The organism is Ensifer sp. Root278, from assembly GCF_001429285.1.
In the GTDB taxonomy this organism is placed as follows: domain Bacteria; phylum Pseudomonadota; class Alphaproteobacteria; order Rhizobiales; family Rhizobiaceae; genus Ensifer.
In genome coordinates, this window is sequence record NZ_LMJJ01000018.1 from 1 (window position 1) to 26282 (window position 26282).

General features: G+C 59.8%; 27 protein-coding genes and 3 pseudogenes. 17 read left to right on the forward strand and 13 right to left on the reverse strand.

Annotated elements, in window-relative coordinates:
- On the reverse strand, positions 1-635 hold a 635-nt coding region (locus ASE60_RS15415; protein WP_057251504.1), incomplete at its 3' end, for a recombinase family protein.
- Positions 636-1175: 540 nt separating this feature from the next.
- Here ASE60_RS15415 and ASE60_RS15420 point away from each other — a divergent pair.
- Both ASE60_RS15420 and ASE60_RS15430 read left to right on the forward strand, forming a co-directional pair.
- A complete protein-coding gene (locus tag ASE60_RS15420) occupies positions 1176-1739 on the forward strand; it encodes a hypothetical protein (protein WP_057251447.1) in 564 nt (187 codons plus the stop codon).
- 432 nt (positions 1740-2171) lie between these two features.
- Positions 2172-2633 (forward strand): hypothetical protein, encoded by a 462-nt coding sequence (locus ASE60_RS15430; protein WP_057251449.1) that lies wholly within the window; start codon positions 2172-2174, stop codon positions 2631-2633.
- Between the two features lie 471 nt (positions 2634-3104).
- Here the strand turns inward: ASE60_RS15430 and ASE60_RS15440 are convergent.
- Both ASE60_RS15440 and ASE60_RS15445 read right to left on the reverse strand, forming a co-directional pair.
- Positions 3105-3580: pseudogene (locus ASE60_RS15440) on the reverse strand (L,D-transpeptidase); the annotation flags it as partial.
- A gap of 353 nt (positions 3581-3933) precedes the next feature.
- Entirely contained in the window at positions 3934-4788 is an 855-nt protein-coding gene (locus tag ASE60_RS15445; protein WP_156414652.1) for a hypothetical protein, read from the reverse strand.
- Between the two features lie 419 nt (positions 4789-5207).
- Here ASE60_RS15445 and ASE60_RS15450 point away from each other — a divergent pair, with 419 nt between their 5' ends.
- A complete protein-coding gene (locus ASE60_RS15450) occupies positions 5208-5486 on the forward strand; it encodes a type II toxin-antitoxin system Phd/YefM family antitoxin (RefSeq protein ID WP_057251452.1) in 279 nt (92 codons plus the stop codon).
- A gap of 48 nt (positions 5487-5534) precedes the next feature.
- Here the strand turns inward: ASE60_RS15450 and ASE60_RS15455 are convergent, their stop codons facing one another.
- Both ASE60_RS15455 and ASE60_RS15460 read right to left on the reverse strand, forming a co-directional pair.
- A complete protein-coding gene (locus tag ASE60_RS15455; protein WP_057251453.1) occupies positions 5535-5921 on the reverse strand; it encodes a type II toxin-antitoxin system VapC family toxin in 387 nt (128 codons plus the stop codon).
- A complete protein-coding gene (locus ASE60_RS15460; protein ID WP_057251454.1) occupies positions 5921-6175 on the reverse strand; it encodes a type II toxin-antitoxin system VapB family antitoxin in 255 nt (84 codons plus the stop codon). Before ASE60_RS15460 ends, ASE60_RS15455 begins: the two co-directional genes overlap by 1 nt.
- 435 nt (positions 6176-6610) lie before the next feature.
- Between ASE60_RS15460 and ASE60_RS15465 the strand changes: the two genes are divergently transcribed.
- Together ASE60_RS15465 and ASE60_RS15470 are read left to right on the forward strand one after the other, a co-directional pair.
- Positions 6611-6817 carry a cold-shock protein gene (locus ASE60_RS15465; protein WP_057251455.1) on the forward strand — a complete coding sequence of 69 codons (207 nt, stop codon included), beginning with the start codon at positions 6611-6613 and terminating at the stop codon, positions 6815-6817.
- Positions 6818-7372: 555 nt separating this feature from the next.
- Positions 7373-7579, forward strand: a pseudogene (locus tag ASE60_RS15470) (hypothetical protein); the annotation flags it as partial.
- 124 nt (positions 7580-7703) lie between these two features.
- Here the strand turns inward: ASE60_RS15470 and ASE60_RS35680 are convergent.
- The 6 genes and pseudogenes from ASE60_RS35680 to repA form a co-directional block, all read right to left on the reverse strand.
- Positions 7704-7957, reverse strand: a pseudogene (locus ASE60_RS35680) (integrase); the annotation flags it as partial.
- A gap of 21 nt (positions 7958-7978) precedes the next feature.
- Positions 7979-8401 (reverse strand): type II toxin-antitoxin system VapC family toxin, encoded by a 423-nt coding sequence (locus ASE60_RS15475; RefSeq protein ID WP_057251456.1) that lies wholly within the window; start codon positions 8399-8401, stop codon positions 7979-7981.
- Entirely contained in the window at positions 8398-8649 is a 252-nt protein-coding gene (locus tag ASE60_RS15480; RefSeq protein WP_057251457.1) for a hypothetical protein, read from the reverse strand. Before ASE60_RS15480 ends, ASE60_RS15475 begins: the two co-directional genes overlap by 4 nt.
- Before the next feature lie 500 nt (positions 8650-9149).
- Positions 9150-10364 (reverse strand): plasmid replication protein RepC, encoded by a 1215-nt coding sequence (repC, locus tag ASE60_RS15485; protein WP_057251458.1) that lies wholly within the window; start codon positions 10362-10364, stop codon positions 9150-9152.
- A 208-nt stretch (positions 10365-10572) separates the two neighbouring features.
- Complete coding sequence (gene repB / locus ASE60_RS15490) at positions 10573-11589, reverse strand: plasmid partitioning protein RepB (RefSeq protein ID WP_057251459.1); 1017 nt, start codon at positions 11587-11589, stop codon at positions 10573-10575.
- Complete coding sequence (repA, locus tag ASE60_RS15495) at positions 11586-12809, reverse strand: plasmid partitioning protein RepA (protein ID WP_057251460.1); 1224 nt, start codon at positions 12807-12809, stop codon at positions 11586-11588. Before repA ends, repB begins: the two co-directional genes overlap by 4 nt.
- A gap of 479 nt (positions 12810-13288) precedes the next feature.
- Between repA and ASE60_RS15500 the strand changes: the two genes are divergently transcribed.
- The 11 genes from ASE60_RS15500 to trbI all read left to right on the forward strand — a co-directional run bounded on the left by ASE60_RS15500 (position 13289) and on the right by trbI (position 23234).
- A complete protein-coding gene (locus ASE60_RS15500; protein ID WP_057251461.1) occupies positions 13289-13924 on the forward strand; it encodes an acyl-homoserine-lactone synthase in 636 nt (211 codons plus the stop codon).
- Positions 13921-14886: a P-type conjugative transfer ATPase TrbB gene (gene trbB, locus ASE60_RS15505; RefSeq protein WP_057251462.1), complete on the forward strand. Its 966-nt coding sequence runs from the start codon at positions 13921-13923 to the stop codon at positions 14884-14886. The genes ASE60_RS15500 and trbB overlap by 4 nt, the downstream gene beginning before the upstream one ends.
- A gap of 13 nt (positions 14887-14899) precedes the next feature.
- Complete coding sequence (locus tag ASE60_RS15510; protein WP_244495628.1) at positions 14900-15250, forward strand: TrbC/VirB2 family protein; 351 nt, start codon at positions 14900-14902, stop codon at positions 15248-15250.
- Positions 15243-15542 (forward strand): conjugal transfer protein TrbD, encoded by a 300-nt coding sequence (locus tag ASE60_RS15515; protein WP_057251464.1) that lies wholly within the window; start codon positions 15243-15245, stop codon positions 15540-15542. The genes ASE60_RS15510 and ASE60_RS15515 overlap by 8 nt, the downstream gene beginning before the upstream one ends.
- A gap of 10 nt (positions 15543-15552) precedes the next feature.
- Positions 15553-18003 (forward strand): conjugal transfer protein TrbE, encoded by a 2451-nt coding sequence (locus ASE60_RS15520; protein WP_057251465.1) that lies wholly within the window; start codon positions 15553-15555, stop codon positions 18001-18003.
- The gene (trbJ, locus tag ASE60_RS15525) at positions 17975-18772 is read left to right on the forward strand and encodes a P-type conjugative transfer protein TrbJ (RefSeq protein ID WP_057251505.1); all 798 of its coding nucleotides are present in this window, start codon (positions 17975-17977) and stop codon (positions 18770-18772) included. The genes ASE60_RS15520 and trbJ overlap by 29 nt, the downstream gene beginning before the upstream one ends.
- Positions 18769-19995, forward strand: a complete 1227-nt coding sequence (trbL, locus tag ASE60_RS15530; protein WP_280137711.1) for a P-type conjugative transfer protein TrbL — start codon at positions 18769-18771, stop codon at positions 19993-19995. Before trbJ ends, trbL begins: the two co-directional genes overlap by 4 nt.
- 24 nt (positions 19996-20019) lie before the next feature.
- Positions 20020-20682: a conjugal transfer protein TrbF gene (trbF, locus tag ASE60_RS15535; RefSeq protein WP_057251467.1), complete on the forward strand. Its 663-nt coding sequence runs from the start codon at positions 20020-20022 to the stop codon at positions 20680-20682.
- 38 nt (positions 20683-20720) lie between these two features.
- Positions 20721-21509, forward strand: a complete 789-nt coding sequence (gene trbG / locus ASE60_RS15540) for a P-type conjugative transfer protein TrbG (protein ID WP_057251468.1) — start codon at positions 20721-20723, stop codon at positions 21507-21509.
- A gap of 105 nt (positions 21510-21614) precedes the next feature.
- Positions 21615-21950, forward strand: coding sequence for a conjugal transfer protein TrbH (locus ASE60_RS15545; protein WP_162261300.1), 336 nt, complete (start codon positions 21615-21617; stop codon positions 21948-21950).
- Between the two features lie 9 nt (positions 21951-21959).
- A complete protein-coding gene (gene trbI / locus ASE60_RS15550) occupies positions 21960-23234 on the forward strand; it encodes an IncP-type conjugal transfer protein TrbI (protein WP_057251470.1) in 1275 nt (424 codons plus the stop codon).
- A 53-nt stretch (positions 23235-23287) separates the two neighbouring features.
- Here trbI and ASE60_RS15555 read toward each other — a convergent pair whose 3' ends face one another.
- The gene (locus ASE60_RS15555; RefSeq protein ID WP_057251471.1) at positions 23288-24001 is read right to left on the reverse strand and encodes an autoinducer binding domain-containing protein; all 714 of its coding nucleotides are present in this window, start codon (positions 23999-24001) and stop codon (positions 23288-23290) included.
- Positions 24002-24153: 152 nt separating this feature from the next.
- Positions 24154-24909, reverse strand: coding sequence for a response regulator transcription factor (locus ASE60_RS15560; RefSeq protein WP_057251472.1), 756 nt, complete (start codon positions 24907-24909; stop codon positions 24154-24156).
- A gap of 644 nt (positions 24910-25553) precedes the next feature.
- Here ASE60_RS15560 and ASE60_RS15565 point away from each other — a divergent pair.
- The gene (locus ASE60_RS15565) at positions 25554-26282 is read left to right on the forward strand and encodes a response regulator transcription factor (protein ID WP_244495632.1); all 729 of its coding nucleotides are present in this window, start codon (positions 25554-25556) and stop codon (positions 26280-26282) included.

The following is a 26282-nucleotide window of genomic DNA, read 5'->3' on the forward strand; positions in this document are numbered from 1 at the left end:
TCGTGACCGCGGCGATTGAGCACCCGCACGACATTGTCCCAACTGTGCTGGGGCCGGAGTTGCCGTACCATCGGCAACCACGTCTGCGCGGACGCAATGAGCTCATCGAGATAGCGTTTCTCGCGCGCTTTGGAGACGGCCTTGATTGCCTCCGGTCGCCGTTCGCGCAGGCCGGGGTTTCCGGGAAGCTTGCCGCGCGCCTTCGCCGCCTTGATGCCGGCTTTGGTGCGTTCGGCGATCAGCGCCCGCTCGAGCTGGGCGACCGCGCCGAGGACCTGGAGGGAGAACATGCCCTGTGGCGTCGAGGTATCGATCGGGTCGCGGATCGACCGGAAGTGCACACCGCGCGCCTCAAGGTCTTCGATCACCGCCAAGAGATGACTCACCGATCTGGCCAGCCGATCGAGGCGGACGACGACGAGGACGTCGCCCGTGGTGAGCTCGCCAAGCAACTTGGTCAAGACTGGGCGAGCGCGCGATGCCCCGGAGCCATGCTCCTGATAGATCCGATCGCAGCCGGCAGCGCGCAGTTCGTCGATTTGAGCATCGTGGACCTGGTCGTCGGTCGAGACGCGGGCGTAGCCGATCAGCCGCTTGAGTGGCTGTTGGACGTTAACGGTTTGTCGCTTCGCCATCGCTTTTTAACGGCCTCCTCGAAGCTATCGGTAAGCTCCGGATCGATACTGAGGACGGNTGAGCATCGTGGACCTGGTCGTCGGTCGAGACGCGGGCGTAGCCGATCAGCCGCTTGAGTGGCTGTTGGACGTTAACGGTTTGTCGCTTCGCCATCGCGCTTTTAACGGCCTCGTTTCGAAGTGCTTTGTACAAATAAGAAATGCGTTAGAAATTGCTCCGTTGCAAGCGTGTTTTATTATGTGAATGGAAGGCCGCCAGAACCGAAACAGCATGAAGGATGACCAATCTCCCGCAGGTGTCCACGAAAACGCGCCAGCGGCCTTCAATGGAGGAAATGCCGCAGCAATCATCGCGTGAATTCGCTAAAGGTCAGCGCAGATCAACACGACCCGCAGCTATCTGCGCGATCTTAGGCGAAAGGCTCAACTCAGGATCGACTGTTCCACGGGTCTTGCGAAAGACCGAACCGAAATCGTAAGCTGGGATTCTGACTTGTCAGATTTTGCCTTTTTTTCCGGCGCACGCTCTCCGGCGCTACGATGTTTGATTTCGATGCGGCCCTTCGCTGGATGAAGTTCGATCCCGGTCGGACTCTCTCAAGGCGTCCTGACAACGAGTTGCCCTTTCTTGGGGAGCAAGCGGAAGCAGGGCCGGAACTTCTCCTCGAGACCTGCGTCTACATCGATGGTTTGCAAGGGCGGGCGCCGGAAGTTGTTGGAGACCTGCTCGAACTCCGTCACAGCAACCATTCCACGATCGCCATCCAGGAGTTGATGCACACGGTGGGCGTACTCGATCGAGCACACCCGAGTACGAAACCTGCCATTCAACAGATCAGGACGACGATTGAGGCCATGCGGCCCCATCGCGTGTTCAGACCCGATGCGGATGTCCTCGGACGCGCCGCATTGCTGTCAGGCATGTTGGGTCGCCTCCAGGGCTATCAGCGCGATGCTCGCTTGCGAGCGCTGCACGACTGCGTCTTGTTTCTGCAGGCCCAAAAGCTCGGGCTTACCGTGCTTACCGCCAATGTGAGCGAATTCGACTATCTGCTCCAACTCATGCCAGGCGGAAGGGTCATCTTCTATAGGTCGGGCAATTAGTCTGAGCTGTAGGCTCAGTTGATCGAAGCGACTGCAGTTTCGACGGTATCCGCTCGGTGTTCGACCGACTCTGCCATACGCGGCAGAGGAAGGGGATACCAACCAAGAACCGTAAACGTCCGTGCCAGATCGAAAACGATCTCCGGATTGACGTGCTTCTCGTCGAGCAACGCGATCTGAAGGCCGCGTCTAATTGCGCCGCTATCATGCACGCCCCAGCTGAATCTCAGTTGACGTGGAAACGGCCCAGCGCTGTTCTCATATAATTCAACGCCAACTCTCAAATTACGTGCGAGGCTAACTATCTGATATCGTTCAAATGAAATTCACACGATAGGCCCGCCGCCAGCATCGTGATTGGACAGCGCAATTGACACGGATCACTCTATTGCTGGGGTCTGCTTTCGCAACGTCGTTTGATTGGAGGCGACAATGAAGCATCACACCTTGGAACAACTGCAGACCATCGCACAGGTTGAGCCCTGTTTCGATCCAGACGGTATGACGCGCCGGCAGCGGCTGGAGCGCTGGGCCGAGCTTCTGGAACTAATCAGGTACAGACACCTGGACACGCTTCATGAAACCGAATTCCAGGTTATGGATGAGCGAAATGCCCTGCGCTGCGACTATTCGCCGATAACGATCGCATTTAGGGATCCGGTGCTCCGTGCTGCAGGTATGGAAACGGACACCTATGGCGAGGCGAAGCGCTTCTTCGAAATCAGCGATGACGAACTGCATGACGTTGTCTGCTACTGCCGCTTTGGCACGACGGTAAGCGCGGCGGTGGCAGCCCGCCAGGTTCGCTCGTTACTCGCCGACAAGCCGAAAGGCTTCTGGGCGTCGGTAGCAGGGTTCTTCATCGGCCGGCAACCCAAGGAGCAGCCATCCTAGGATTAGGTTTCCGTACTTCGCCCGCGGACGGAGGGGGAAAGGTTGCTCAGATCATGCCGGCAACTATGATCTTCTTGCGTCCTGCGGGGATCCGCCTAGCTCTGCCGCAGGGATCGACGAACGCGAGCAGCGCCCGGCGGGCGCCACGGGGCTTCCATGCCATCGCGAGATCCCAGGTGAGATCGTTTAGCATTCCCGTGAGCGGCACCATCACCACACCGTCCACCCGCATCGAGCGCGCCCCTTCTGGCTCAAGATCGTGTGCATCAAGCGCCCGTCAGCCGACCGTGTAGCGATGGTCCTTGAACATGGGGGAAGAGTACAAAGCACCCTTTTAACAGTTCAGCCAGATCGACAGGGTGGGCGGCGGTGACGAACAGCGTCCATTCGTGGGGATCACGCTAGCGACCGTGCTCCCGCGATCATAGAAACTCACCTTTCCCGGCCGAGTTGGTATGCGGTCCGCACCGATCAATTGACGAACTTGACGACGACGCCGAACTTGACCATCCCCCAGTTCGTCAGGCGGACGCAGCCATGCGACGCTCCCTTGTCGATGAGGTCGGGGTCGGGAGTTCCGTGGATCCCATAGGTTCGGTTAAATCGATCCACACGCTGCCGACCGGGCCATTCGGTCCCTTGGGGATGATAAGAACCTTGTTGTTCTTGCCCTGCTTAAAGTTCACATTCGGATCGTACCTATAGACGGGCATCCGGGCGACGCCCTTGACCTTGTCCGTACCGTAGGGCGATGGATTATCCTTGCTTCCAACCGTCGCGGGATAAGCCGCCAGCAGCTTTCCTGCCTCTTCATAGGCGAGCACCTGTCCGATTTTTCTACTCACCTCGATCCGCTTGACATTCCCCTGTCTTGGCGGGCCCGTCCCCACAACCTGAACCGTCTTGCCGGGTGCAAAGTCGGCGCCGGCATTAAGCGCTTTCAGCAAGTGATGCGGTGTTGATGCCTACCGGCCGAAGCCCCTGGGCAGCGACGATGCCGGACGAGAGAAACAATGCCAACATTGCGATCGGAGCGATAGTGTTCATACACGAGCGAATAATCTTCGGTGCAAGTTGTTCCACACAAAGAGTTGGGACAACCTCGTGCGGGTTGTCAACCGCCGTGGGTAGGGCTGGATCGTTGAGCGGCTCCGACGCGCCGTTCATCGTATGGTCCGCCCGCCGCAACAGATGTACAGCTATAGCCCAGTCGGCCCAAAGCCGTGATTTTGGCCGACTTGGGCTTACACCGCGAAGCCGCTCCTGGCCGTAGGCTGAGAACCGCACTCACAGCGGACCGTTAGCGCGAAACCGGGGTCAGGGTCAGCACCTCGCTGTTGGTCTTGCACGAACCCGGTACGCCGTTGATGCAGCCCTTCGTGGTCTGCTTGATCGTCAGCCTAGAGCCATCGCCCGACGGACCGATCGTATAGGTGCCGCTGCCGGCGCCTGAAAAGCCGCCCCCCGCAAGCACATATTTCACAGTCCCGCCGGAGCGCGACGTTGGCGTGTAGACGAAATCCGCGGTGCCACCGGGGAACTTGCCGACGACCTTGAACGCCTCGTTCAACTTCGCCACGGTTCCGCTCACCTTGATCCGGGCGCCGCCGCCGGTGACCGTCCACGGGCCGGGACAAAGCTTGTCCAGCACATGTTCGGCAATCCGGGCAGCCTCGTCCAGATACGCATCGTCGTCTGAAAAGCCGGTGAAGCTGTCGACAAGGTCACCGCCAGGGTTGGTTCTTGTCTCTATGGTCCAGTCGGCTTTTCCGGCGCCGAATGTGATGCGGCCGCCAATCAAAAAGTCTGGTGCGATAGTACCCAGCTTCTTGATCGCCGTGGCCGGATCGGCATATTTCGACTGCTGAAACTTCTGTTCCTTAATGACCTCGTCGATCCGCCGCCATTCGACGACCTTTCCCGCGCACCATGCAAACTCCCCGCCGTCGCCCAGCATGGTGACGAGGTGGTGCAAGATAACCTCGCCCAGACCGTTGCCAGCAGACTCCCGACCGGGATAGTTGTCATCGGTGATTGTGCCGACCGCCAGCGCCACATCGGCCTGCTGCGCTGATGCGATCGCCGATGACAGCAAGACAAGCAAAAGCGCACAAAGCACCGGCACGAAATGCGACGCTAATGACCGAACCTGCACCTTGATGCGCCCCCGCTCACGGACCGTGCCGTTACACTGCCTCTCTAACCAGGGGTCTGTCCAACGAAATCTCGGGTGAGGTCCAGGCCATCCGATCGGGCAAATGAGTCCGCTGAACAAGGGTGAGGAAGGGACTGCAATGCCTGGATTTCCGGCGTTTCCGGTGATCCAGGGCGGCTGACATACGGCGTTTCCGACTCCAGATCCATCATGATTGATACCTGATCCTGCAGCGCAGCCGGTTGGTCGCGCCGATCAAACGGCAGGATGCGTCGAGCGCGTCGAGCGCGTCATGCTCTCGATGCACCGCTTGGCTGTCAGAAGCCGCCCTTCTATGGTTGTCGATCATCGGACCACAGTCTCCAGGGGCCTTGCCGAAATTACGACAATCCGTTCTTTCCGGAAAAAGGAGTATCAAAATGACGTCGACCGTCACCGCTGCGGCGGTTTCGAAGAATTTCGGCGCCTACCAGGAGGCCGCCGTGCGTGAGCCGGTGATCATCACCAAGAATGGCCGGCCGCGCATCGTGCTGCTTGCCTATGAGGATTATCTGCGGCTGTCGCGGCGCGACCGTCGCGTCGAGGCGACGGCGGACCTGCGCGGCGCCGATCGCGCAGCCGTCGAAAAGTCCGAAATGGACCCGGGCCTTGATCATCTCAATGCCGAACTGCTGACGAACAAGCATCCTGCCGACTGATATCTCGGATCATTGCGTTTGCGGTTCCCTGGTGCAATGGATGCCATGTCATGCCGCCTCGATGTCTGTGCGGGAGAAATCATCGCCTTTGTACAACAGAGGTTCATTGCGTGTCTTGGCCAGCGCATAGGAGAAGCAGTCCCCGTAGTTCAGGCCGGCCGGATGTCGGCCCTTGCCATAGCTGCGCCAGGCTCGCCTTGCCACCGCGATCTGTTCCGCGTCGACGGCGACGATTTCGACACCCGCCTTGTAAAGCCACAGATCGAGCTCTGCGGCACCTGCCTCGCCGAGGCGCGCCTCGATGACGATGGCGAGTTCAAGGATTGTCGCCGCGGAAATGAAGCGCCGTGGCGCGTCGACGACCTTTTGTTCGTAGGTTTCTGCTTCGGGCTCATTGAATGCGATCGCGACGATGGCGGACGTGTCGATGACCATTAGCTGGGGAGCCCGTTTTCGTCATACCCCAAGATCTCGTCGGCAGAGCGGTTGTCGACAATCGGCAGCTTGGCCCAACGCTTACGGCTGGCGGCCAGTTCCTCGAGAAGGACATCGCGACTTGCGGCATTTGCGAGGCGCCGCAGCCGTTCCTCCAGTGCGCGGCGGGTTGCCATGGTAATGGTTTCACCGGTCTTCTCGGCCAGTGCCTTGGCAAGGCGTTCCGTCTCTAGATCTTTGATGCTCAGTGCCATTCTCTGGTTCCTGGGTGCCTAATCGTCTATATTCTACCTCGCTCCGGCTGGGACACAAGCGCCAGGACATCGTATCTGGCCGAACCTTCCGGACTTTCGCGCGCAAGACTTTGGCTCTTAATCGGCTGTGATTGCCCCGAACGCAGGTCGTCTGCGACTCTAAATCGATCCCTATCGATACTTAAAAGTTTTCGCTCGGGCCAATGCTATGGCGCTGATGCGCTCAAGCGCGCCTGCCGGCAGCAAAGTTGAGAAACACGCCTCCTAAGATGAAGCACCACAGAAATGATCGTGCCGTCGGAACCACGCCAGGTTGACAGTCCTTCGAGATGAATTCACCCTTGTCCGGGGCGCGAAAGCGTCTAATTGTTCACGCGTAGAGGCAAGCCATGTCCGCCGTTGGGGCGGCACGGCAAATGATCGAAGGAAGACACTATGGCGACTGGTACCGTGAAATGGTTCAACGCGACGAAGGGGTTTGGCTTCATCCAGCCGGATGGCGGCGGCGCTGATGTCTTCGTCCACATTTCTGCGGTCGAGCGGGCTGGGCTGCGAGAGCTGAAAGATGGTCAGAAGATCACATACGAACTGGTTTCGGACCGCAAGTCAGGCAAGATGTCGGCGGACAATTTGCAGGCCTAGGCCGATTTCGCACGGCGATCTTTTGGGGAGGGCCGGGATTGCTCGGGCTTTTTCGCTTGCAGTAACGTCTGACAGAAACCACACCGCCCGGCGTGATGGCTTGGACTTACTGCGCGGTAACGCCATTATCCATTTATCGGAGCAACCACGCCTCCTGAAGCGCTTCGGTCCAACGGGCAGCGCTCCTCGTGCTCCGCTGGCGGTCACTCACGCTAGGGTGGCCCACCTCCTTCTACGCCAGACATTTTTCGTTGCGCCAAACTGTGAGGTCTAATGAACCAAAGCTCGCGGCCGCGGCCAACGNACCGGCAGCGACGCCGTTCCAGGGCCGATCTTTGATGCGATGTTATTGGAGCAACCACGCCTCCTGAAGCGCTTCGGTCCAACGGGCAGCGCTCCTCGTGCTCCGCTGGCGGTCACTCACGCTAGGGTGGCCCACCTCCTTCTACGCCAGACATTTTTCGTTGCGCCAAACTGTGAGGTCTAATGAACCATCGCGATTCTGCCCTTGTTGTTGATCATCATTGTCCTCATGCAAACAGAATCTCGGGAGCGATGATGAAAACGGACGACCGCGAACTCATCGTCGTGATGAAACGCTATTTTGCGGTGAAGGCCGAATTGGCCACACTTACGGCGGAGTTGGAAGCGGAGCGAAAGGCGGCCGGTGCGCAAATTGGCGTGTTCTACGATCCGCGACAAAATGCCGAGCGCGCCGCCGACCTCCAACGCTCGCATCACTTGAAGGCAGAGATGGCGTCGNGCCGGTGCGCAAATTGGCGTGTTCTACGATCCGCGACAAAATGCCGAGCGCGCCGCCGACCTCCAACGCTCGCATCACTTGAAGGCAGAGATGGCGTCGGGGCATGCGGCCCGTCGGCGCTCAACGCAAGCCAGCTTCCACCTCCGCCGGCATGCCATGGCTTGATCTTCCGCGCACTTGTCCGGGTCCCTGAGATGGTGGGCGACGAACTTAAGTAGCAGGCTCTCCGGCGCCGACCAGGGGAGGGGGCTGCCCGTGGCGACGTCGTCGTCCGTCAACAGGGCAGCGAGTTGGTCGCGACGGTCGAACGGCAGGATGGCATCAAGCGCGTCGAGTTGCTCGGCTCGATGCAGTATCGAGCCGGCAGTAACGTCGATCGATTTGCGGCGTCCGCCACCTTACCTGTCCCGCCACGGGTTTATGATTACCAAACCGACATCCTCGAAATCCGGAACATTCCGAGTTGCCAGCGCGGCGCCACGCGAAAGGGCGATGGCGGCGATCTGGGCGTCGAACTGACTGATCGGGCGACCCGCCTTGCGCCGCTCAGTTGCAATCATCCCATAAACGTCTGCGGCCTCCCGATCGAACGGCAGCACGCGACCGGCGAGGTCTTGCGCAAAGATCGGCAAGATTGCCGCTTCAAGGTCGCGCCGGCGGCGACCTTCGGGAAGCAGGCGTAGACCATATAGGATTTCGGCTTCAGTGATCGTGGTCGTGAAGATGGCGGCGGGAGGCTGTTCCGCAAGCCAATCGACAACCGCGGGCTCGGGAGCCGGTAACAGCAGCTCAGATATGATATTTGTGTCGAGAACGATCATATTGCAGAGAAATCCGGAGCGTCACGGATCGGTTCGCGCGCGGGAATTTGCAGCTCGACGCCGCCAAGCGGCTGCAAGCGCGCGCGGATCGCGCCAGCGAGGTTTCCCGCCGTTGTCTCCTGCTGCGCCAACACCATTTTCAGGATATCACGGGCCTCGTCTTCCATCGATCGGCCATGGGTCGCTGCGCGGACTCGCAGCCTCTGTTTCAATCGATCGTCGATGTTGCGAATGGTCATGCTGGCCATGTAAATCGCCTCCAGTCATCATTGATTGCATATAGTGCAATGATGGCATTTTTTCAATTGGAGCCACAGTTTCCGCGGCCGGAGTAGGCAAAACGTCGAGCGAAACATGGCTGTTACCCGGGACCTCGCGGTAGGGTTGGGTACAGATCGACCCAGGTCGGGACCGTTCCTGGTCGCCGACAATGAGCTGCGACTGTTCGAGGGGCGTGGCGGTAACTCGGCCGGATCTATCTCATGATAGCTGCTTCTACACCGATGGTGCACAGACGGCGGCGCCGGATCTTCTCGGAAACCTGCTTGAGCCCCGCCACAGAAACTGTCCACCATCGAGAAGCGCATGCCTCAAGCGGGGGTCCACACGAACGGTCCGACTTTGTCGGCCGCACGTCAGAAGAAGCCAATGTGCTCTCCTCTCAGGATCGGCCGCATACTGCACGGGTTGCCACTGCCGCGCCCGGTTCCGCCAGGAACGACAATGCGAAAACCGGGACGGAAATCGTCTACCCAACCTGCCGGTCGGGGCTTCCGCTCGCTCTCAACAGGGCCATCAGCATAGGGCCAAGTGAAAATTCGCCGCGTCGCGCCTTTGACGTCAGATCGCGCAAGTAACCTCCGGCCGAGTTAATGTGTCCTGCCCGCTCGAGCAAACACGCCATGGCAACCGCCGCATTTTCAGGTCCCATCACTTCGCAAGCATCCTGGTAAGCGCTCGGGCTCACCCCCAGCATCGAACGCACCACCACGGCCGCCGCCATCAAGTCGCGCCAGCTCGATATGGTCCCGCCTTGTCCGTACATCGTGATCTCAGGGCAGGCCCGCATCACCATACTCAACGGGAATGCCTTCAGCGGCTCCCTCAGTGGCGGCTTTTCTGGCTCAGCCTTCGCCCCCAGCTCGTTTCTAGAGCTAGGTTCAAGTTCATTGGTGGATTCGGTATTTGAATTCTGTTTGTGACGCTCAATATGAGCATCATTGCTGCTCATATTTTCATAAATATCCAAAACATCCAACTGATTGACTATCTCTGCGCAGAGAAGATCCATCTCTTCGAGGATCGATGCTAGGTCGTGGATCGTCGGAGATCGCGGTATCCGGGCTACGAGCGCCAGGTACACGCCTTCAATCTTGCCCCAATCGCCGCTCGCGCCTTCTTCGATCGCTGCCGAGATGAGCTTACGGGCATCGCGTCGGCGAATGGTGAGCGCCTCTTTGGTCCGGCGAAACAGTGCGCGTTCTGCCGCCATCTGTTGGGCCATCTGCGCAAGCTCCTCCGATCGGGCAAGAAGCGGGGAAAGATCGAACCCGAACGCATCCTCGATGTCGCCAGCCCTGTCCTTCCGGACATAACGCTTCCCATTTGCACTGTCTTTGCGAACAATCAGCCCAGCGTCAACAAGCGTCGCCAAGTGCCGCCGCAACGTGGCGCCGGCGATACCGTGCGCACGGACCGACAACTGAGCATTCGACGGAAAGACGATGAGAGAGTCTCCCTGGCGCAAATCGGTCTCCGGATAGAAGCTCAAGAGCGCGTCAAGAACGGCAAGTGCACGATCCTGTAGCCCGAGAAGCGTCCTGGCTTCGCAGGCGTCACGAAACACTTTCCATTTGTCAGCCGTCTTGTTCGACTTCATCTCGGTGGATGCCACCTGCCGTCTTACCAGCGCAAGCGTCATCGGCCGCCGCCCGAAAGGCGTCGTCACACTTCCACTCTGCATTTCCTTCACCTCTCAAAAGGCAAAAGAAGTCCGCTCACCAAATTCGGTGCCAATCACTCTTGACGGGGATTCGTGGAAATGCGATTCTCAGATTGTCCAGATATGAGAGAGGCTTCCACTACGGCAACGTTTGGGGGCCTTTTTCTTTTGCGGTGTTCCTTTCCGTATTCCCTTGTCGAATGAGATCCTCTGACAGCTGTCAGGGTTTCTAACTTTCACGCTCGCGAGAGAAGCGTTCAATGAGGGTTGGCAACTCCTTCCCAACGAACTTCACGAACTCCAGTCCGAGAGGGCCATCCGCCGATATTCGAAGCTCCTTGGGCGACATCTTCCAGGCACCCAGTTTCTTGCCCGCGCTGTCCGACAGCTCTTTGCTGTCATCTCGAGGCTTGTCCGACGGCTTTATGGCTTCGAAAGCCCGCTGGAAGCGTTGATCCGACACCAAGACGCCGTCAGTCGCATCCGTAAGCACCCGACGGACCACAGCTAGAGAACCTGGATCGCTTTCTATCGTTTTTGCAAACTCTATCCAGCGAGGCCGACCCACTTTGGGCGCGCGTCCGATCGCTTCGATCACGTCGGCAGGGACCGCCCGATAGACGCTGCGCATTCGGGCGAGTTCCGCGTCCGCAATCGACAGCGCCGCATAGATGTTCCGCGCCTTGATGCCGGCATCATCCATTCGCGATGCAAACAGCGTCCGCTCGATCCAGGTCAGGTCCTGCCGGCTGGCATTCTCGATGCCTTGCGCGACGACCAGATCCAGGTCGGTGATCTCAACCTCGAGCGCGCGAACGGCGCGCCCAAGTTCCCTGGCAGCACGCCAACGCCTGTGGCCATAGACAATCTGATAGCGCCCAGTCGACGACGGGTGACGCCGAACCTGAATAGGAACCTTTTGCCCTTCTGACTCCATCGAACGCTTGAACGTCTCAAAATCGGCGGCGTCATCGTCCGCCAGCCGGTCCGGAAAGGGGGAAGGATCGATGAACGCGGGATCCAGATCAAGGATCGTCCCTCCACCTGCCTCGACGATCGCCTTCAAACGGTCCCGCTCGGCCCTGATGTCATCGATGGCGCGATGTGCTGCACCGACGACGCCCGCGCCGACACGCGGCGACGGGGCAGGGGGCGCAGGTTGCGGGTCGTCCGCGAGCTTGTTCTCCAGTTCTTGAGACAGCAAACCGAAGCTCGCGACAATCGACTTGCGAGAAGACTTGCTCATGGCCGCCCCCAGCTATTGTTGACGAGGCGGATAATCGCTTCATTGACCGCATCGACAGCTTCGCGCGCGCGCTTATGGGTATCACGGCCAATCTGGCCCATTTCGAGCTCGTAGATCGAACGCTTCGCCAGGCCGGCCGCTTCAACCGCTGTGCTTTCGATGGCAGTGGGCAGGAGGACGTCGGTCCCGAACATATGCCGTAACATCGCAACGACTTGCGACTGAGGGGCATCGTTCGGGTCATGCCGAGTCACGAGGTATCGGATGAAGTCCTGGTCGAGTTGGGCACCGTTCTCATTCAAAACGCTGATCAGATCGCCCATCATCAGGAGGAACTGGCTCATGGACGCCACGTCCAACATGGCCGGATGAACGGTGATGACCATGCTTGTGGCAGCGTAGATCGCGCTGAGCGTCAGGAAGCCAAGGGACGGGGGCGTATCGAGAAGGACAATGTCGTAGTCTTGTTCGACTTCCGCCAGCGCAAGCTTCAGGCGCTCGAAGAAGATCGCACCGGAGCTCGACTTATTCGCCAGGACACGAGGGGTCTCGTGCTCGTACTCCATGACTTCGAGGTTGCCCGGAACGAGATCGACGCCATCAAAGTAGGTCTTGCGGATGATGTCCCTGATCGGCCGTCGCTCAGCGTCGTCGTAGCGAAGCGCCGCGTAGATCGTTTCGTTGGCGCCAACATCGATTTCCGGCTGCGCGCCGAACATTGCGGAGAGCGATGCCTGGGGATCGAGGTCGAGTGCGAGAACGCGATAGCCTTGCAAAGCGAGATAGTGCGCAAGATGAACACAGGTCGTCGTCTTGGCACTTCCGCCCTTGAAGTTTGCGATCGCGAGAACCTGCAAGTGCTCGCCCGGGCGACGGCGAGGCAGAAAGCGCAGGGCCTCGACAGGCTTCTGCTTGGCAAACAGCTCACGAAGCTCGTTGATCTGGGCGAGCGTGTAGACCCTATGGTTGTTTTCGAGGCGGCTTGGCGTCGGCCCGCGCCCTTCCGACGACATCAGCTTCAGGGTCGAATCCGGTATGGATGTCAGCTTCGAAACTTCGTTCGTGAGAAATGACCTCAAGGTCTTTTCGGATTTCGGCGGGTACATGCGGGTCCGCAGCTGCTGCAGCTGGCTCGACAAAAGACCGGCGTGCCGCAAGATCTTGGCGGCAGCGTCTTCCTTGAGTTGAACGTCAGTTTCTGCGCGTCTAGCTATCGCCATTTTTCCCTCTTGGCGGCCTAAAGCCGGTTTACCGACCATTGCCCGCCAAGAGGTAGAACACGATTCTCCCGAACCGTCCAGAATTATAGGGTTAACAAAGCCTTAACGCCAAACCCGAGCCCTTAGCGCTGAAAACCGGCCTACTCCCTGAAATTGCACTCTTTTTTGCTGAATGCAATCTAGGCCACCCGATGAGTTTACGCACACTTTTGCTCACCTGAACGGCGTCGTTAGCGCGGCGATCTCCCACACATTGCACCCCACCCGCCCGAATCAGCTCGGCGCATCAGCCACGACCGGTCACATTTCGACGTTCAGAATGCGCTGACTATTCTCCGACGGGCCGCACATCCGTTCGGTCAGGGAAGATCTCTCTGCCCCTAGAATCGACGTGGCGAAATTTCAGGAGCATTTTTACCCCTCGCGACGATGTCCTCAGTCGTAGCACTTCTCCCCCAGTAAACGGAGGAGGACGACCGATGATGGTGATCGCCATTGAGAAGGGCAGTTGGAGCGACACCCGGCGCTTCCTCGACCAGATGTATGGCCTTCGTGCGAAGGTCTTCGATGAACGCCTGGGCTGGCAGGTCGCCGCGCGCGATGGCCGGGAGCGCGACACGTTCGACGATCTTGATCCCGTCTACATACTCGCTGTCACTGCAAAGAATGACGTGGTCGGCTGTGTTCGCCTTCTCCCCGCCACGGGGCCGACGATGCTTATGTCCGTGTTCCCGCAACTCGTCTCGGATGAGGCGTTTTCCCCACACGCACAGATGGTTGAAAGCTCGCGCTTCTGCGTCGATACGACCACACAAAGGAAGGGTCGCGGCGGTCTCCACCATGTTACCCGCCTCATGTTTGCCGGCATCCTCGAATGGTGCCTTTCGCGCGGACACACCCAGGTGGTCACGGTCACCGACCTTGCCATCGAGCGCATCCTTGGACGTGCTGGGTGGCTACTTCGTCGGCTCGGACCACCACAAAGGGTAGGCCGGACAAGAGCATTGGCTGGTGTTCTCGCCGTTGACTCAGGGACATTCGAGCGGCTCAAGCCAGTTGGATATGTCTCAACCTTCGATCGCCCCGCCGCACCGACCTCGTCGGTGTTGTCATGACGCATAGCCGCTCCCTTCCCCGCCTTGTCCGCAAGCTCGAGGAAGCCCTTGGTCCAGCAATTCGGGCTGCACTCGATGACCCGAGCGTCGTCGAGATCATGCTCAACGCGGACGGCAGCCTCTACGTGGAACGCCTCGGTCAATCGATCGCGCGCCTTGGAGAAATGGATACCGCCGCCGCCGAGATCGCAATCGGCAGCATAGCCCATGCGACAGGTACGGCGGTCGACGAACACAGACCAATCGTGTCGGCCGAGCTGCCAGTCAGTGGACACCGTTTCGAGGGGCTGCTGCCACCGATCGTCGCTGCACCATCCTTCTCCATACGCAAGCGCGCTTCGCGTCTCATTCCTCTCGAGCAGTATGTGGACGATGGCTTCATGACGGGGAAGCAGGCTCGTCTCCTAGCAAGGGCTGTTGCCGATCGGCTCAACATCCTCCTCTCAGGCGGGACCGGCTCCGGCAAAACGACACTGGCAAATGCGCTCATTTGCGAGATCGCGACGGTCGCACCGGATGACCGCCTCATCATCCTTGAGGACACGGTCGAAATACGTTGCGGCTCGCACAACGTCCTTTCGCTGCGCACCAGCGACGAGATCGACATGGCGCGCTTGCTGAAGAGCACACTCCGGCTGCGACCGGACCGGATCATCGTGGGCGAAGTCAGAGACGCGGCCGCCCTTTCTCTTCTCAAGGCATGGAACACGGGGCACCCCGGAGGCATCGCGACGGTGCACGCCAATTCCGCGCGTTCGGCACTTCGCAGGCTGGAGCAGCTGACCGCGGAGACAAGCCGGCAGCCAATGCAGGACGTCATCGCCGAAGCAGTCGATCTCGTCGTTTCGATCGAACGCACGGCGACCGGCCGGCGGCTCGGAGAGCCTATGCGCCTCATTGGACACGACGGGACGGCCTACCTCCTGGAACCTTATCAAGACGGGGAACGACATGCAGCGTGAAACACGAATCGCAATGGTAGCTCTCGCGGGACTGCTGACCTTCTTCAGCGGGGAACCGGTGTTCGCCGGCTCGGGCGGCGGTCTGCCCTGGGAGGGTCCACTCGAACAAATTCAGCAGTCGATTACAGGCCCTGTCGCCGGCTTCATCGCGCTTGCCGCGGTCGCCGTCGCAGGCGGTATGCTGATCTTCGGCGGCGAGCTCAACGATTTCGCCAGGCGATTGTTTTACATCGTGCTCGTCGCCGGTCTCCTGCTCGGCGCGACACAGATCGTCCAGCTGTTCGGCGCAACCGGCGCATCGATCGGCGACCATTCGCTCAACGTCTTCCACACCGAAACGAGGGGAGGCGCGGGCAATGCCTGAGGTCTTCTGCCTACTCGAGCGAAACCGTATCCATCGTGCCCTCTCTCGCCCAAACTTGCTCTTGGGCGCCGATCGCGAGCTCGTTCTCGTCACGGGGCTTGCTACGGCCATCCTGATCTTTGTCGTCCTGACCGTGTATTCGGCGCTGATCGGCCTTACCCTCTGGATCCTGGCGATCGGCGTCTTGAGGCGGATGGCAAAAGCAGATCCCCTCATGCGCAAGGTCTACATCCGCCACGTGCGCTATCGGCGGACCTACCGTCCGACCGCGACGCCATGGCGGAAGGGCTGATGGTGTCGCGATGGTCAATCTAGCGCGCTTCCGCTCGACCGAACCTTCCTTTGCCGACCTCGTGCCCTATGCCGCACTTGTCGACAATGGGGTCATCCTTTTGAAAGACGGCTCGCTGATGGCCGGGTGGTACTTCGCAGGCCCCGACAGCGAGAGTGCTACGGACCTGGAGCGCAACGAAATATCGCGCCAGATCAACGCGGTTCTCGCTCGGTTGGGATCTGGCTGGATGATCCAGATAGAAGCCCTGCGGGTAGACGCCGCCACATATCCGGGCACCGACCGCTCGCATTTTCCCGATCCGGTAACGAAAGCGATCGACGCCGAGCGCCGGAAGCATTTCGAAAGGGAGGGGGCACATTTCGAGAGCCGCCACGGCCTCATCCTTACGCAACGTCCGCTCGAAGCAAATCGACGCGGGCTCGCGCGATATGTCTACGCCGACCCTGAAAGTCGTCAGAAGGGCTTCGCCGACGCGGCGCTTGATCTTTTTCGGACCCGTGCCCGCGAGGTCGAACAGTATCTCGCAAACTGGATCTCGCTTCGCCGCATGGCAACGCGAGAGCTCGAACCACGCGACGGAGCACGAAGGCACCGCTTCGATGAGCTTTTCCAGTTCATCCGCTTTTGCATCACCGGGGAAAACCATCCGGTCAGATTGCCCGATATACCGATGTACCTCGATTGGCTGGCGACAGCCGAGCTCCACCATGGTCTCGACCCGATCGTCGACAGCCACCACGTGGGGGTGGTGGCGATTGATGGGCTGCCATCGGAAAGCTGGCCCGGAATTCTGAACAATCTCGATCGCCTGCCGCTCAGCTACCGTTGGTCGTCACGGTTCATTTTCCTGGATCCCGAGGAAGCTCGTGAACGCCTCGAACGCACCCGCAAGAAATGGCAGCAAAAGGTTCGCCCATTCTTCGACCAGCTTTTTCAGACGGACAGTCGATCCGTCGACCAGGATGCAATCGCCATGGTCGCCGAGGTGGAGGACGCGATCGCCCAGGCATCATCCGAACTGGTTTCCTATGGCTACTACACGCCCGTCGTCATTGTTTTTGGGGTCGACAGCGCTACTGTCCGCGACAAATGCGAGATGATCAGGCAAGCGATCCAGGCGGAAGGTTTCGGAGCGCGGATCGAAACGCTCAATGCGACCGAAGCCTATCTCGGCAGCCTCCCCGGCATCTGGTACTGCAATCTTCGCGAGCCATTGATCAATACGCGCAATCTTTCCGATCTCATGCCCCTCAACACGGTCTGGGCCGGGAACCCAACTGCACCATGCCCCTATCTGCCGCAGCAGTCGCCGCCTTTGATGCAGGTCGCCTCTGGCTCTACACCCTTCCGTCTCAACCTCCATGTCGATGACGTCGGCCATACGCTCGTATTCGGTCCGACGGGATCGGGAAAATCGACGTTGCTTGCACTGATTGCTGCGCAGTTTCGCCGCTACCTCGGAGCGCAGGTATTCGCTTTCGACAAGGGAAATTCGATGCTGCCCCTGACGCTTGGCGTCGGCGGTAATCACTACGATATCGGAGGGGAAGGGGAGGGGGCCGCTCTTTGCTTCTGCCCGCTTCTCGATCTGGAAGGGGAGGGGGACCGAGCATGGGCGAGCCAATGGATCGAGACACTCGCAGAACTGCAGGGCGCATCGATCGGGCCCGATGAACGCAATGCGATCTCCCGTCAAATCGAACTAATGGCCGGGTCCCCCGGACGGTCCCTGTCCGATTTCGTGAGCGGTGTTCAGCTCAAGGCGATCAAGGATGCTCTCCGGCACTATACGCTCGACGGTCCATTGGGCAGCCTCTTTGACGCCGAGACCGATACACTCTCGTTTGGTGACTTTCAGACTTTCGAGATCGAACAACTGATGAGCCTCGGCGAGCGCACCCTCGTTCCGGTACTCACATACCTCTTCCGCCGCATCGAGAAGCGACTGAGCGGCGCCCCGAGCCTCATCATTCTCGACGAGGCGTGGCTGATGCTCGGCCATCCGGTCTTTCGCGATCGTATCCGCGAATGGCTGAAGGTGTTGCGCAAGGCAAATTGCGCCGTGGTGCTTGCAACCCAGTCAATCTCGGACGCCGAACGTTCCGGCATCATCGATGTGCTGAGGGAAAGCTGCCCGACGAAGATATGCCTTCCCAATGCCGCCGCCCGCCAGCCGGGCGCCCGAGAATTCTATCAGCGAATGGGCTTCAACGAACGCCAGATCGAGATCATCGCAGCGGCGACGCCGAAGCGAGAATACTACGTGACCTCTCCGGAGGGCCGGCGCCTTTTCGACATGGCCCTCGGTCCGCTCGCGCTCGCCTTCACCGGTGCAACTGGCAAGGACGATCTAAAGCGCATTCGCGCGCTTCATCACGATCACGGCCGAAACTGGCCCACCCTATGGCTCAAATCGAGGGGGATTCCCGATGCGGAAACGCTTCTTGCAGATGACTGAGTTCGCGGTCCTGTCGCTCCTTGCGATTGCGGCAAGCAACTATCCGGCACGCGCTGGCGGGGCCACGGGTGCGGCCACCGAATGGACCCAGCTTGCCAATAATGCCGAGCTCATCAACCTGCTGGAAAAGTCCGGCGTCCAGATCGAGAACCAGGTAAAGCAGATCGGTCAGCTTGCCGAGCAGATCCAGAACCAGCTGAAGATTTACGACAACATGCTGCAGAACACCGCTCGCCTTCCGCACCACGCGTGGGGAAAGATCGAAGCGGATCTCCGTCGCCTACAACAGGTCGTCGATGGCGGCCGGGGAATATCCTTCTCCATGGGCAACGCCGATGACGTCCTGCGCCAGCGCTTCGCAAGCTACGCCGACTTCAAGACCGGATTGCCTGATGGGAGAACATTCTCGTCGCACTATCAGACATGGTCCGACACCAATCGCGACACCATCACCGGCACACTGAAGGCTGCGAACCTCACCGCGGCGCAGTTTTCGAGCGAAGAGGCGACGATGCGCTCGCTTCGTTCGCTCTCGGAAACCTCTGATGGGCAAATGAAGGCGCTTCAGGTCGGCCACCAGATAGCGGCCGAGCAAGTCGGGCAAATCCAGAAGCTGCGGGGCCTTGTGTCCCAGCAGATGACGATGATGGCGACCTGGTACCAAAGCAACCAGACGGACAAGGATCTCTCCCAAGCCAGGCGCGAGCGCTTCTTCGACGGCGGGCGCGCCTCCATCCCAGACGGCCAAACCTTGGAGCCACGCTGGTGAGTACCGCTTCACATCTCTGCAAAGGCCCTGCCGGCAGTTTTTTCGCGCGCAGGTCCACATCGCGGTTAGCTCTCCTCATGTGCTGCCTGCTGCTTTCGTCCGCGATCGAGGTTCAGGCTCAGGACGGGAGCGTCCTGACCGAACTCGAAAACCAGGTCGCCGCCGCTGCCAAGGGTTGGGAGGCGCGGGTGCTTTCGGCCGCGCGTTCCCTGTTCTGGATCCTCGCGGGTATCGAAGTGGCGATCGCTGCCGTCTGGCTCGCCCTACAGGCAGCTTCTCTCGACGGCTGGTTTGCCGAACTCGTGCGCAGGATCATGTTCATAGGCCTCTTCGCCTTCGCGCTCGAAGAGGGGCCCGACTTCGCAAAAAGGGTCGTCGACAGCCTCTTTCAGATCGGCGCCAGTGGTGGATCGGCCTCTCCCGCAGAAATCTTCGACGCAGGAATCCGCGTTGCATCGCACATGTCGAAGCAGATCCAGTTCGGGCTCTTCGAGGACAATGCGCTGGCGATCGCGGCGGTCCTTGCAATGGTCGTGGTGGTGATTTCCTTCTCGCTCGTCGCAGCAATCTTCGTCGCCATCATGGTCGAAATGTATGTCGGCCTCCTGGCCGGGATGATCATGCTGGGGCTCGGAGGTTCTTCCCATACGAAGGACTTTGCCGTGCGCTATCTCGTTTACGCGTTCAGCGTCGGGCTGAAGCTGATGGCGCTCGTGATGATTGCCCGGATCGGTTCGGAAGTGCTTTTGGGTCTCGCCAGCGCTCCGACTGGAGAAACACAGCAATTCGTCACGACGCTCGCTATCGCCGGTATCTCGGTCGTCGTCTTCATCATAGCGATCTACGTTCCAAACATTCTGCAGGGCGTCGTCCAAGGCGCATCCGTCGCCGGCGGAATGGAGGCAATTCGGCACGGCGGCCAGGCGGCATCCTTTACGACCGGCGCTGCGTTTCTCGCGGCCGGAGGGACGGCCGCCGGTATTGCCGCGGCAAAGTCCGCCCGTGCGGCGGGTGCATCGGCTACGGCCTCAGCTCTTCACGGCATGAAGCATGGTGCCGCCGCCAGCGCGCAGGCGGCAGGCTCCGCGGCAAAGGACAAGGCAATCGGCGCGCCCGGCGCTCACGCCGCCTCCTTGATGGGCCTTGCCAATGACAAGCTCGACAACAAGGCCTCAACCCAAGGCAGAGGCAGGCGATCGCCGCCCGACCCTACAGACCACTGAAGCGCTCAAGGAGGATCATGATCAATGGCTGCCCGAGACGCCCCCGAGAACCCCTACATCGCCGCGCGCCAGGAGTGGAACGAACGCTACGGCTCCTATGTTCGATCAGCAATCGCCTGGCGCATCATCGGGACGACCGCCATGGCGATTGCGATCATCGGTTTCGGCTATGGGCTCTACCAGAGTTCGAAGGTCAAGCTCGTGCCCTACGTCGTCGAGGTCGACAAGCTCGGAGCGGCCGTCAGCGCAGGCTTCCCCGAGCAGATTGACTACGCCGACCAGCGCGTTGTGCGTGCCTCGCTTGCAGGCTTCTTTGCCAGTTTCCGGTCCGTAACGCCTGACGCCGTCGTCCAGAAGCAATACATCGACCGAACCTATGCGCTGCTTCGGAACGCCGATCCGGCGACGGGCAAAGTGAACGCCTGGTTCCGGGACAATTCGCCATTCGAAAGGGCGCGCCGCGCAACCGTCGCGATCGAGGTGAACAACGTGGTGGCGCTTTCGGACCAGACCTACCAGGTCGACTGGACCGAGTTCGAACGCGACCGGGCCGGCAAGGAGACCGGCGTGCGGCGGTTCCGCGGGATCGCGACGGTCACCCTGACGGCGCCACAGGATGAGGCGGTTATCCGTTTCAATCCAATCGGACTCTACCTCAGGGACCTCGATTGGACGGCGCAGCTTTGACGGGAAGGAGAAAAGTCGTGAGTTACGGTAGAGCAGCCTTGCTGGCACTGATTTTGGGTTCGTTGGTGCCGAGCGGAGCCGTTTACGGCGAAGCGATCACGACGAAGGAAGCGAACGCGGCCCGGCTGTCGGCAAAATGGCGGGCAGCTTCCGGCGTTACCACGACCGGACCCGATGGCAAGGTCATCTTCCTTTACGGCGCTAGCCAACCATCGATCGTGTGCTCCCCACTCCAGGTGTGTGACATCGAGCTCCAGGCGGGCGAGATCGTGCGTGACGTGCTCGTTGGCGATACCGTTCGCTGGAAGATTGAGGCGGCGACATCTGGCGCCGCCGGCGGGCAGGCGATCCATCTCGTGATCAAGCCGTCCGAACCTTCGATAACAACGTCCATGGTGGTGACGACGTCGAGGCGCACCTACCATATCCAGCTGAAGTCTCATCCGACCCATTACATGGCGCGCGTCGGCTTTGCCTATCAGGAGGACAGGTCCGCGAGCATCGCCGATGCCAATGCCCGGCTGGAGGCGGGCGCCGGCAGCGTCCCAGCCGAACGGCTCGATTTCACCTATTCGATCAACGGTCGAGCCCGCTGGAAACCGACACGGGTCTATTCGGATGGACAGAAAACCTACATCCAGTTCCCGAAGTCGATCGCCAGCCAGGACGCGCCAGTCCTCTTTGTTGTTTCCGGCGGCCAGAACAGGGTCGTCAATTACCGAATGAAGAGCGGGGTGATGATCGTCGATTTCGATGTTGAGCGCGCAGTTCTCGTCTCGGGCGTCGGATGGCGCCAGGAGAAAGTCACGATCAGAAGGGGAGGGTAGGTGATGAGGGGTCTTGCTGCGCCTATTCTCGTCGCAGTCCTTGTGAGTGGTTGCCAAGGTGGCGCGCCTTCGCCGACGATTGACGCGCTTCCTCAAGAAATCTCGATGAGTGCCGAAACAGCAATTGCCGGCGATATGGCAAGCCGCTTCGTCGAAGCGATGGGAAACGAGAAGCCGCCTTCGATCTCTGTGTCCCCAGGCGACCGATCGGGCGAAGCGCTCGAAATTGCACTCAAGCTCTGGGGGTACCCGGTGCTCGCCAAAGAGGAACAGGCTCCGGCGAAAAATCCGGCAACTGAGGTCACCTATGGCAGCACGGCGTTCGAAGATGTCGTTCTCGTGCGGCTATCGACACCTGAGGTTACCCTGACGCGCGCTTACCGGACGAGTCCAGCAGGTGCTCAGCCCGCGACACCGCTCGCCGTCACGCGTCATCGATAGGAACCTGCCATGGCTCAATCGCTGCAGCTTTCTCACGCCCCGAAGCACATCCGCAGGGTCAATCGGCTACCGCTCTTTGTCGCGGGCGCGATGATAATCATTTTCTTCGCCGTCATCGTCGCCGGCCTCACCTCGCGAGGAATCGGACACCGAACCGACATTGGGGCGGAGGTGTCCTCAGGCGGTTCGGCATCATCCTTTGCCGAAAGCATCAAGCGGGGCGTCGCCGACGGCATCATCGCCGAACCGCTGGAGACAACGCGCACTGGAGGCGTTGCGGCCGAGCCTTCAACCGAGGTGCCTTCGTCGGACGTCCAAGCTGCCCCCGAGAAGACGCCGCTTCCGGCCTACGCTGCTGAAACCAGGAGCCAGGGGAATGAAGATGATTGGTTGGACCAGTTCCAGCGTGAACGAAAGGAACAGCTTCTTCGTGAGCGCCATCGGCAGGACATGGCGAGACTTCAGGCAAGAGACGCAGCCCTCGACTCTCCTCTCACCGTTGAGATCAAAGAAGGGGCGGAACCCACGAAGATGGAGAGCGCACCAAGCAGCAATATGCCCGCATCTCGTAATCCCGCAGAGGTCCTGGCAAGAGCGCTCGAGGGCAAGGAGGCAGATCCCAACCTCCAGGCATCCAAGGAGGCCTTCTTCAACTCTGACATCAAGGAGCTTGGATACTTGCCAAAGGGGGTCATTGCCGCGCAATCGCCTTTCGAGCTGAAGCGAGGCTCGGTTATTCCCGCAACGTTGATTACGGGCATAAACTCCGACCTCCCGGGTCGTATCTCGGCCCAGGTCAATCATCCGATCTATGACAGCGCCACCGGTCGCCATCTCATCATTCCCCAAGGCACCAAGCTCTTCGGCCGTTACGACGCCGAAGTCGCTTTCGGGCAGTCACGGGTGCTGGTGGTCTGGACCGACCTCATCTTTCCGAACGGTTCTACCTTGCAGATCGGCGGGATGGCCGGCACCGACGCCGAAGGCTATGGCGGCTTTAAGGACAAGGTCGATCGACATCTCCTTAGAACCTTTGGCTCCGCAGCGCTCGTCGCCTTGATCGGCGCGGGTATCGATATGTCACTTCCAACCGACCAGCGCGACAGAGGGCGCGATACGGCCTCGGACGCCGCCCGTCGCAGTTTTGCCGAGACCTTCGGCAGGGTGGCCGAACGGACAATTGCAAAAAACCTCGACGTGCAGCCCACGCTCAGCATCAGACCGGGCTACGTCTTCAACGTCCTCGTCGACCAGGATATCGTCTTTCCCGGCGCCTATCGATGAGATTGGCCAAGACAGGCACGTCCAGCTGCGGCAGCATTCCCATACGCTTGGTTTCAGATCAGCAAGCGCCGGGTGGCGGCCGCGGTCGCTTGAGACAGCTTGCAGACACCGAGCTTGTCCATGGCTCGCTTGAGATTGCGGCGCACACACGTATAGGTGATATCGAGTATGTCGGCGATCTCCAGCATCGTCTTTCCCTCGGACGACCACTTGAGGCAGGCGAGCTCCCGAGCGTTTAGCGCTGGCGTGCAATTGCTTTCCAGATGTTCCATGTTTCGCATCCTTGAGTGTAGGAAGGCTGCGGCAGTTATGCCGAGCCCGGTTATCTCGCCGGCAATGCAGCCGCGCGCACTGCTCAGTGACGATGATGTGAAGGTGAGGATGGCGAACCGTCCGAAACCGGCCGATACCGATACCGACAGCCCCGTCTTCAATCCGAAATCGGCAGCCTCCGTGTAGAAGCGCCGCAACTCCCGGCAAACTCTTGGCCGCACGTCGTCGACAGACCAGCGGAAGACCTGGGTTCCGCGCTTGGCCGTCGTCACCACCGGGTCGAGCGTCACATAGGAACGCGCAAAGTAGAGCCGCTGCCATTCAAGCGGATAGTCGGTGGCCACGAAATTGTCGTTCGGATGGGCTCTGAAATAGGCATAATGGTCAAAGCCGGCAGCTCCTGCCAAGCGCGCAAGAGACTTGTTAAGCGTGTTTGACGATGACTGAACCTGACAAAGGTCTATCACTCGCTCGAAAATGCGTCGTTCGTTCATGCGATTTCACCTCCGGCGCGTATTGGTCGGATTGAGCCTTTCGCAGGCGGGCAACGACACACGGTATAGATGCAGGCGCCTTCGCATGCAATCAATTGTAACACTGTCGCAACAAAACTTAACATTTCGCGGGGAGGGTTCACCGGGCTAAGTCATTCAATTTCCACGGTGTGTGCCAACAGGTAGCCGCCGAGCCTCACCGTCTTCACATAGGTCGGCTCATCCGGATCGGGCTCTATCTTTTGCCTCAGACGCCGGACATGCACGTCAATGCTGCGCTCCGATGGACCGGCAAGCCCAAAGCGAGTAGCCTCAAGCAATTCCTCTCGCGAGAGGACTTTTCCAGGGTTGCGAGCAAGAGCAAGCAGGATATCGAACTCACCGGCGGTCAGTGTCCTCGTCTGCCCATCGCGGTCGTGGAGCGTGCGTTTACCCGGATCTATGCGCCAGCCGTCAAACATCAATACTCGCGTATCCTCGACACGAGCCCTAGCGGAGCTGGCACGGCGCAGGAGGCTGCGCAACCGGGCAAGCGTGGCGTCTTCTTCGCCAACCCTCAAGACACAGGCATCCGCACCGGCGTTTAGTCCTTCGACAACGATGCTGTCATCGTGTCTGTCAACGATAAGAACGAGCGCAATGTCGCTCACAAAACGAACCTGCCGGCAAAACTGGAGGGATGCGGCAGATGGCAGTTTTCCCTCAACCACAAGCAGGTCAAACCTCCGGATTTTTAAGAGCCGAAGGGCCAGTGTGGCGTTGGTGAGGTGGATGTCGTAACCGTGGCCGATGAGAAGGGAGGCAAACCGACGACGCGTTTCCTCATCGTCGATCACTGCCAGAACGACTTTTGAACGGCCGGCGATCCGCTTATATTTGGACAACGAAACTCCCTGCAAAGTCGGCATGGGCAGTGATTGCCATGCAACCTCTTGGGGAGCTAACGCCGCAAACGGGTCTGCTCAAGGCACAGAAATGCCCCTTAACGGTATCGCCCTTTTGAAACGCGAGCTCGATTGACGCGCATCGCCGGCCCGTGGCGGGAGGCCGACGCACGTTTGTCCCCCGTCGGTTATAATGTTTTCGCGAAAACCTTATAACTCTCCAATTCTTTCGGCGCGCCACCATTGGCGAGCTCTTCGCGACATGCAATTGGCAACGAACCACACGCCCCCGAAGCGAAACGCGGACAAATGTGACACGCCGTACGTTCTCCTGGCGTTCGGCATTTGGGGCGCTCCGTCAGCCGATCATCGTTCTGCCTATCAATAGCTCCGTGTTCCGGGTTCGGCATCGCGCTCCTCCTTCAATGCCACCCAATGATGAACCCGCCCGCCGGAAGCCTCCAATTGAGCAGGCGCTGCATTCATATGGCCCGACGATCAGTCTTCCTTGCGAAGGGATCACGTCGGAATCGTCTGCAACAATTCTTAATAGAACTTCGAGCCGCAGACCTTGAGAGCGAAACCTGTGCGTGCAATCATTCGACATTGCGTCAAGCACCGCGACCGGGAGGCAAGCGATGCCTACCGCCGAAAACGGACCCTTGATCGTGGTCAGCTCGCGTGACGCGGGCTTCAGCCTCACCCATCGCCACATTCTCGCGGCAGCGGGATACTCCACTGATCTGTCGCTCGGCGCCGAAGACTTCGCATCGATCACGGTCGGAAGATCGGTCGAGGCCGTCCTGCTCGATGCCGCGGATGCAGGTGTCGCTGGCTTCTGCCAAGGCCTTAAGCAGGACACCTCAACAAGATCGGCTGCTATCATAGCACTGCTGCGAGCCAAGGCGGCCGTTGCACTTCCGGCACTCATCCGCGCCGGTGCTGACGACGTGTTCGTCTGCCCGGTTGAACCGCAACGCTACCTCGACGCGCTCAAGCACCATCTGTCGGCATTGGACGATACGCGCGCCAGGACTGGATTACTCCATGCCGGCGGACTTGCGGTCGACCCTCAAAGCCACCGCGCCACCTGGCGTGGAGAGCAGTTTCATCTGGGCCTTCTCGAATTTCGACTGGTCGGGACATTGATCGGGGGAGCGCACAAGGTTCACACGCGGCGTGAGCTGATCGAACAGGCCTGGCCGCGCGGGATCTTTGTCGATCCTCGAACTGTCAACGTTCATGTCGCCAGGCTCCGAAAAGCGCTAATCACCACGACCGGCTACGACTGGATCCGCACCGTGCGCGGCGTCGGCTACGGACTGGCGCCGCTTGCTCCTGGCTTCGACCATCCCTCGGATTACCACCCGCTCACCGATTTGCGACTGGAGGCATGA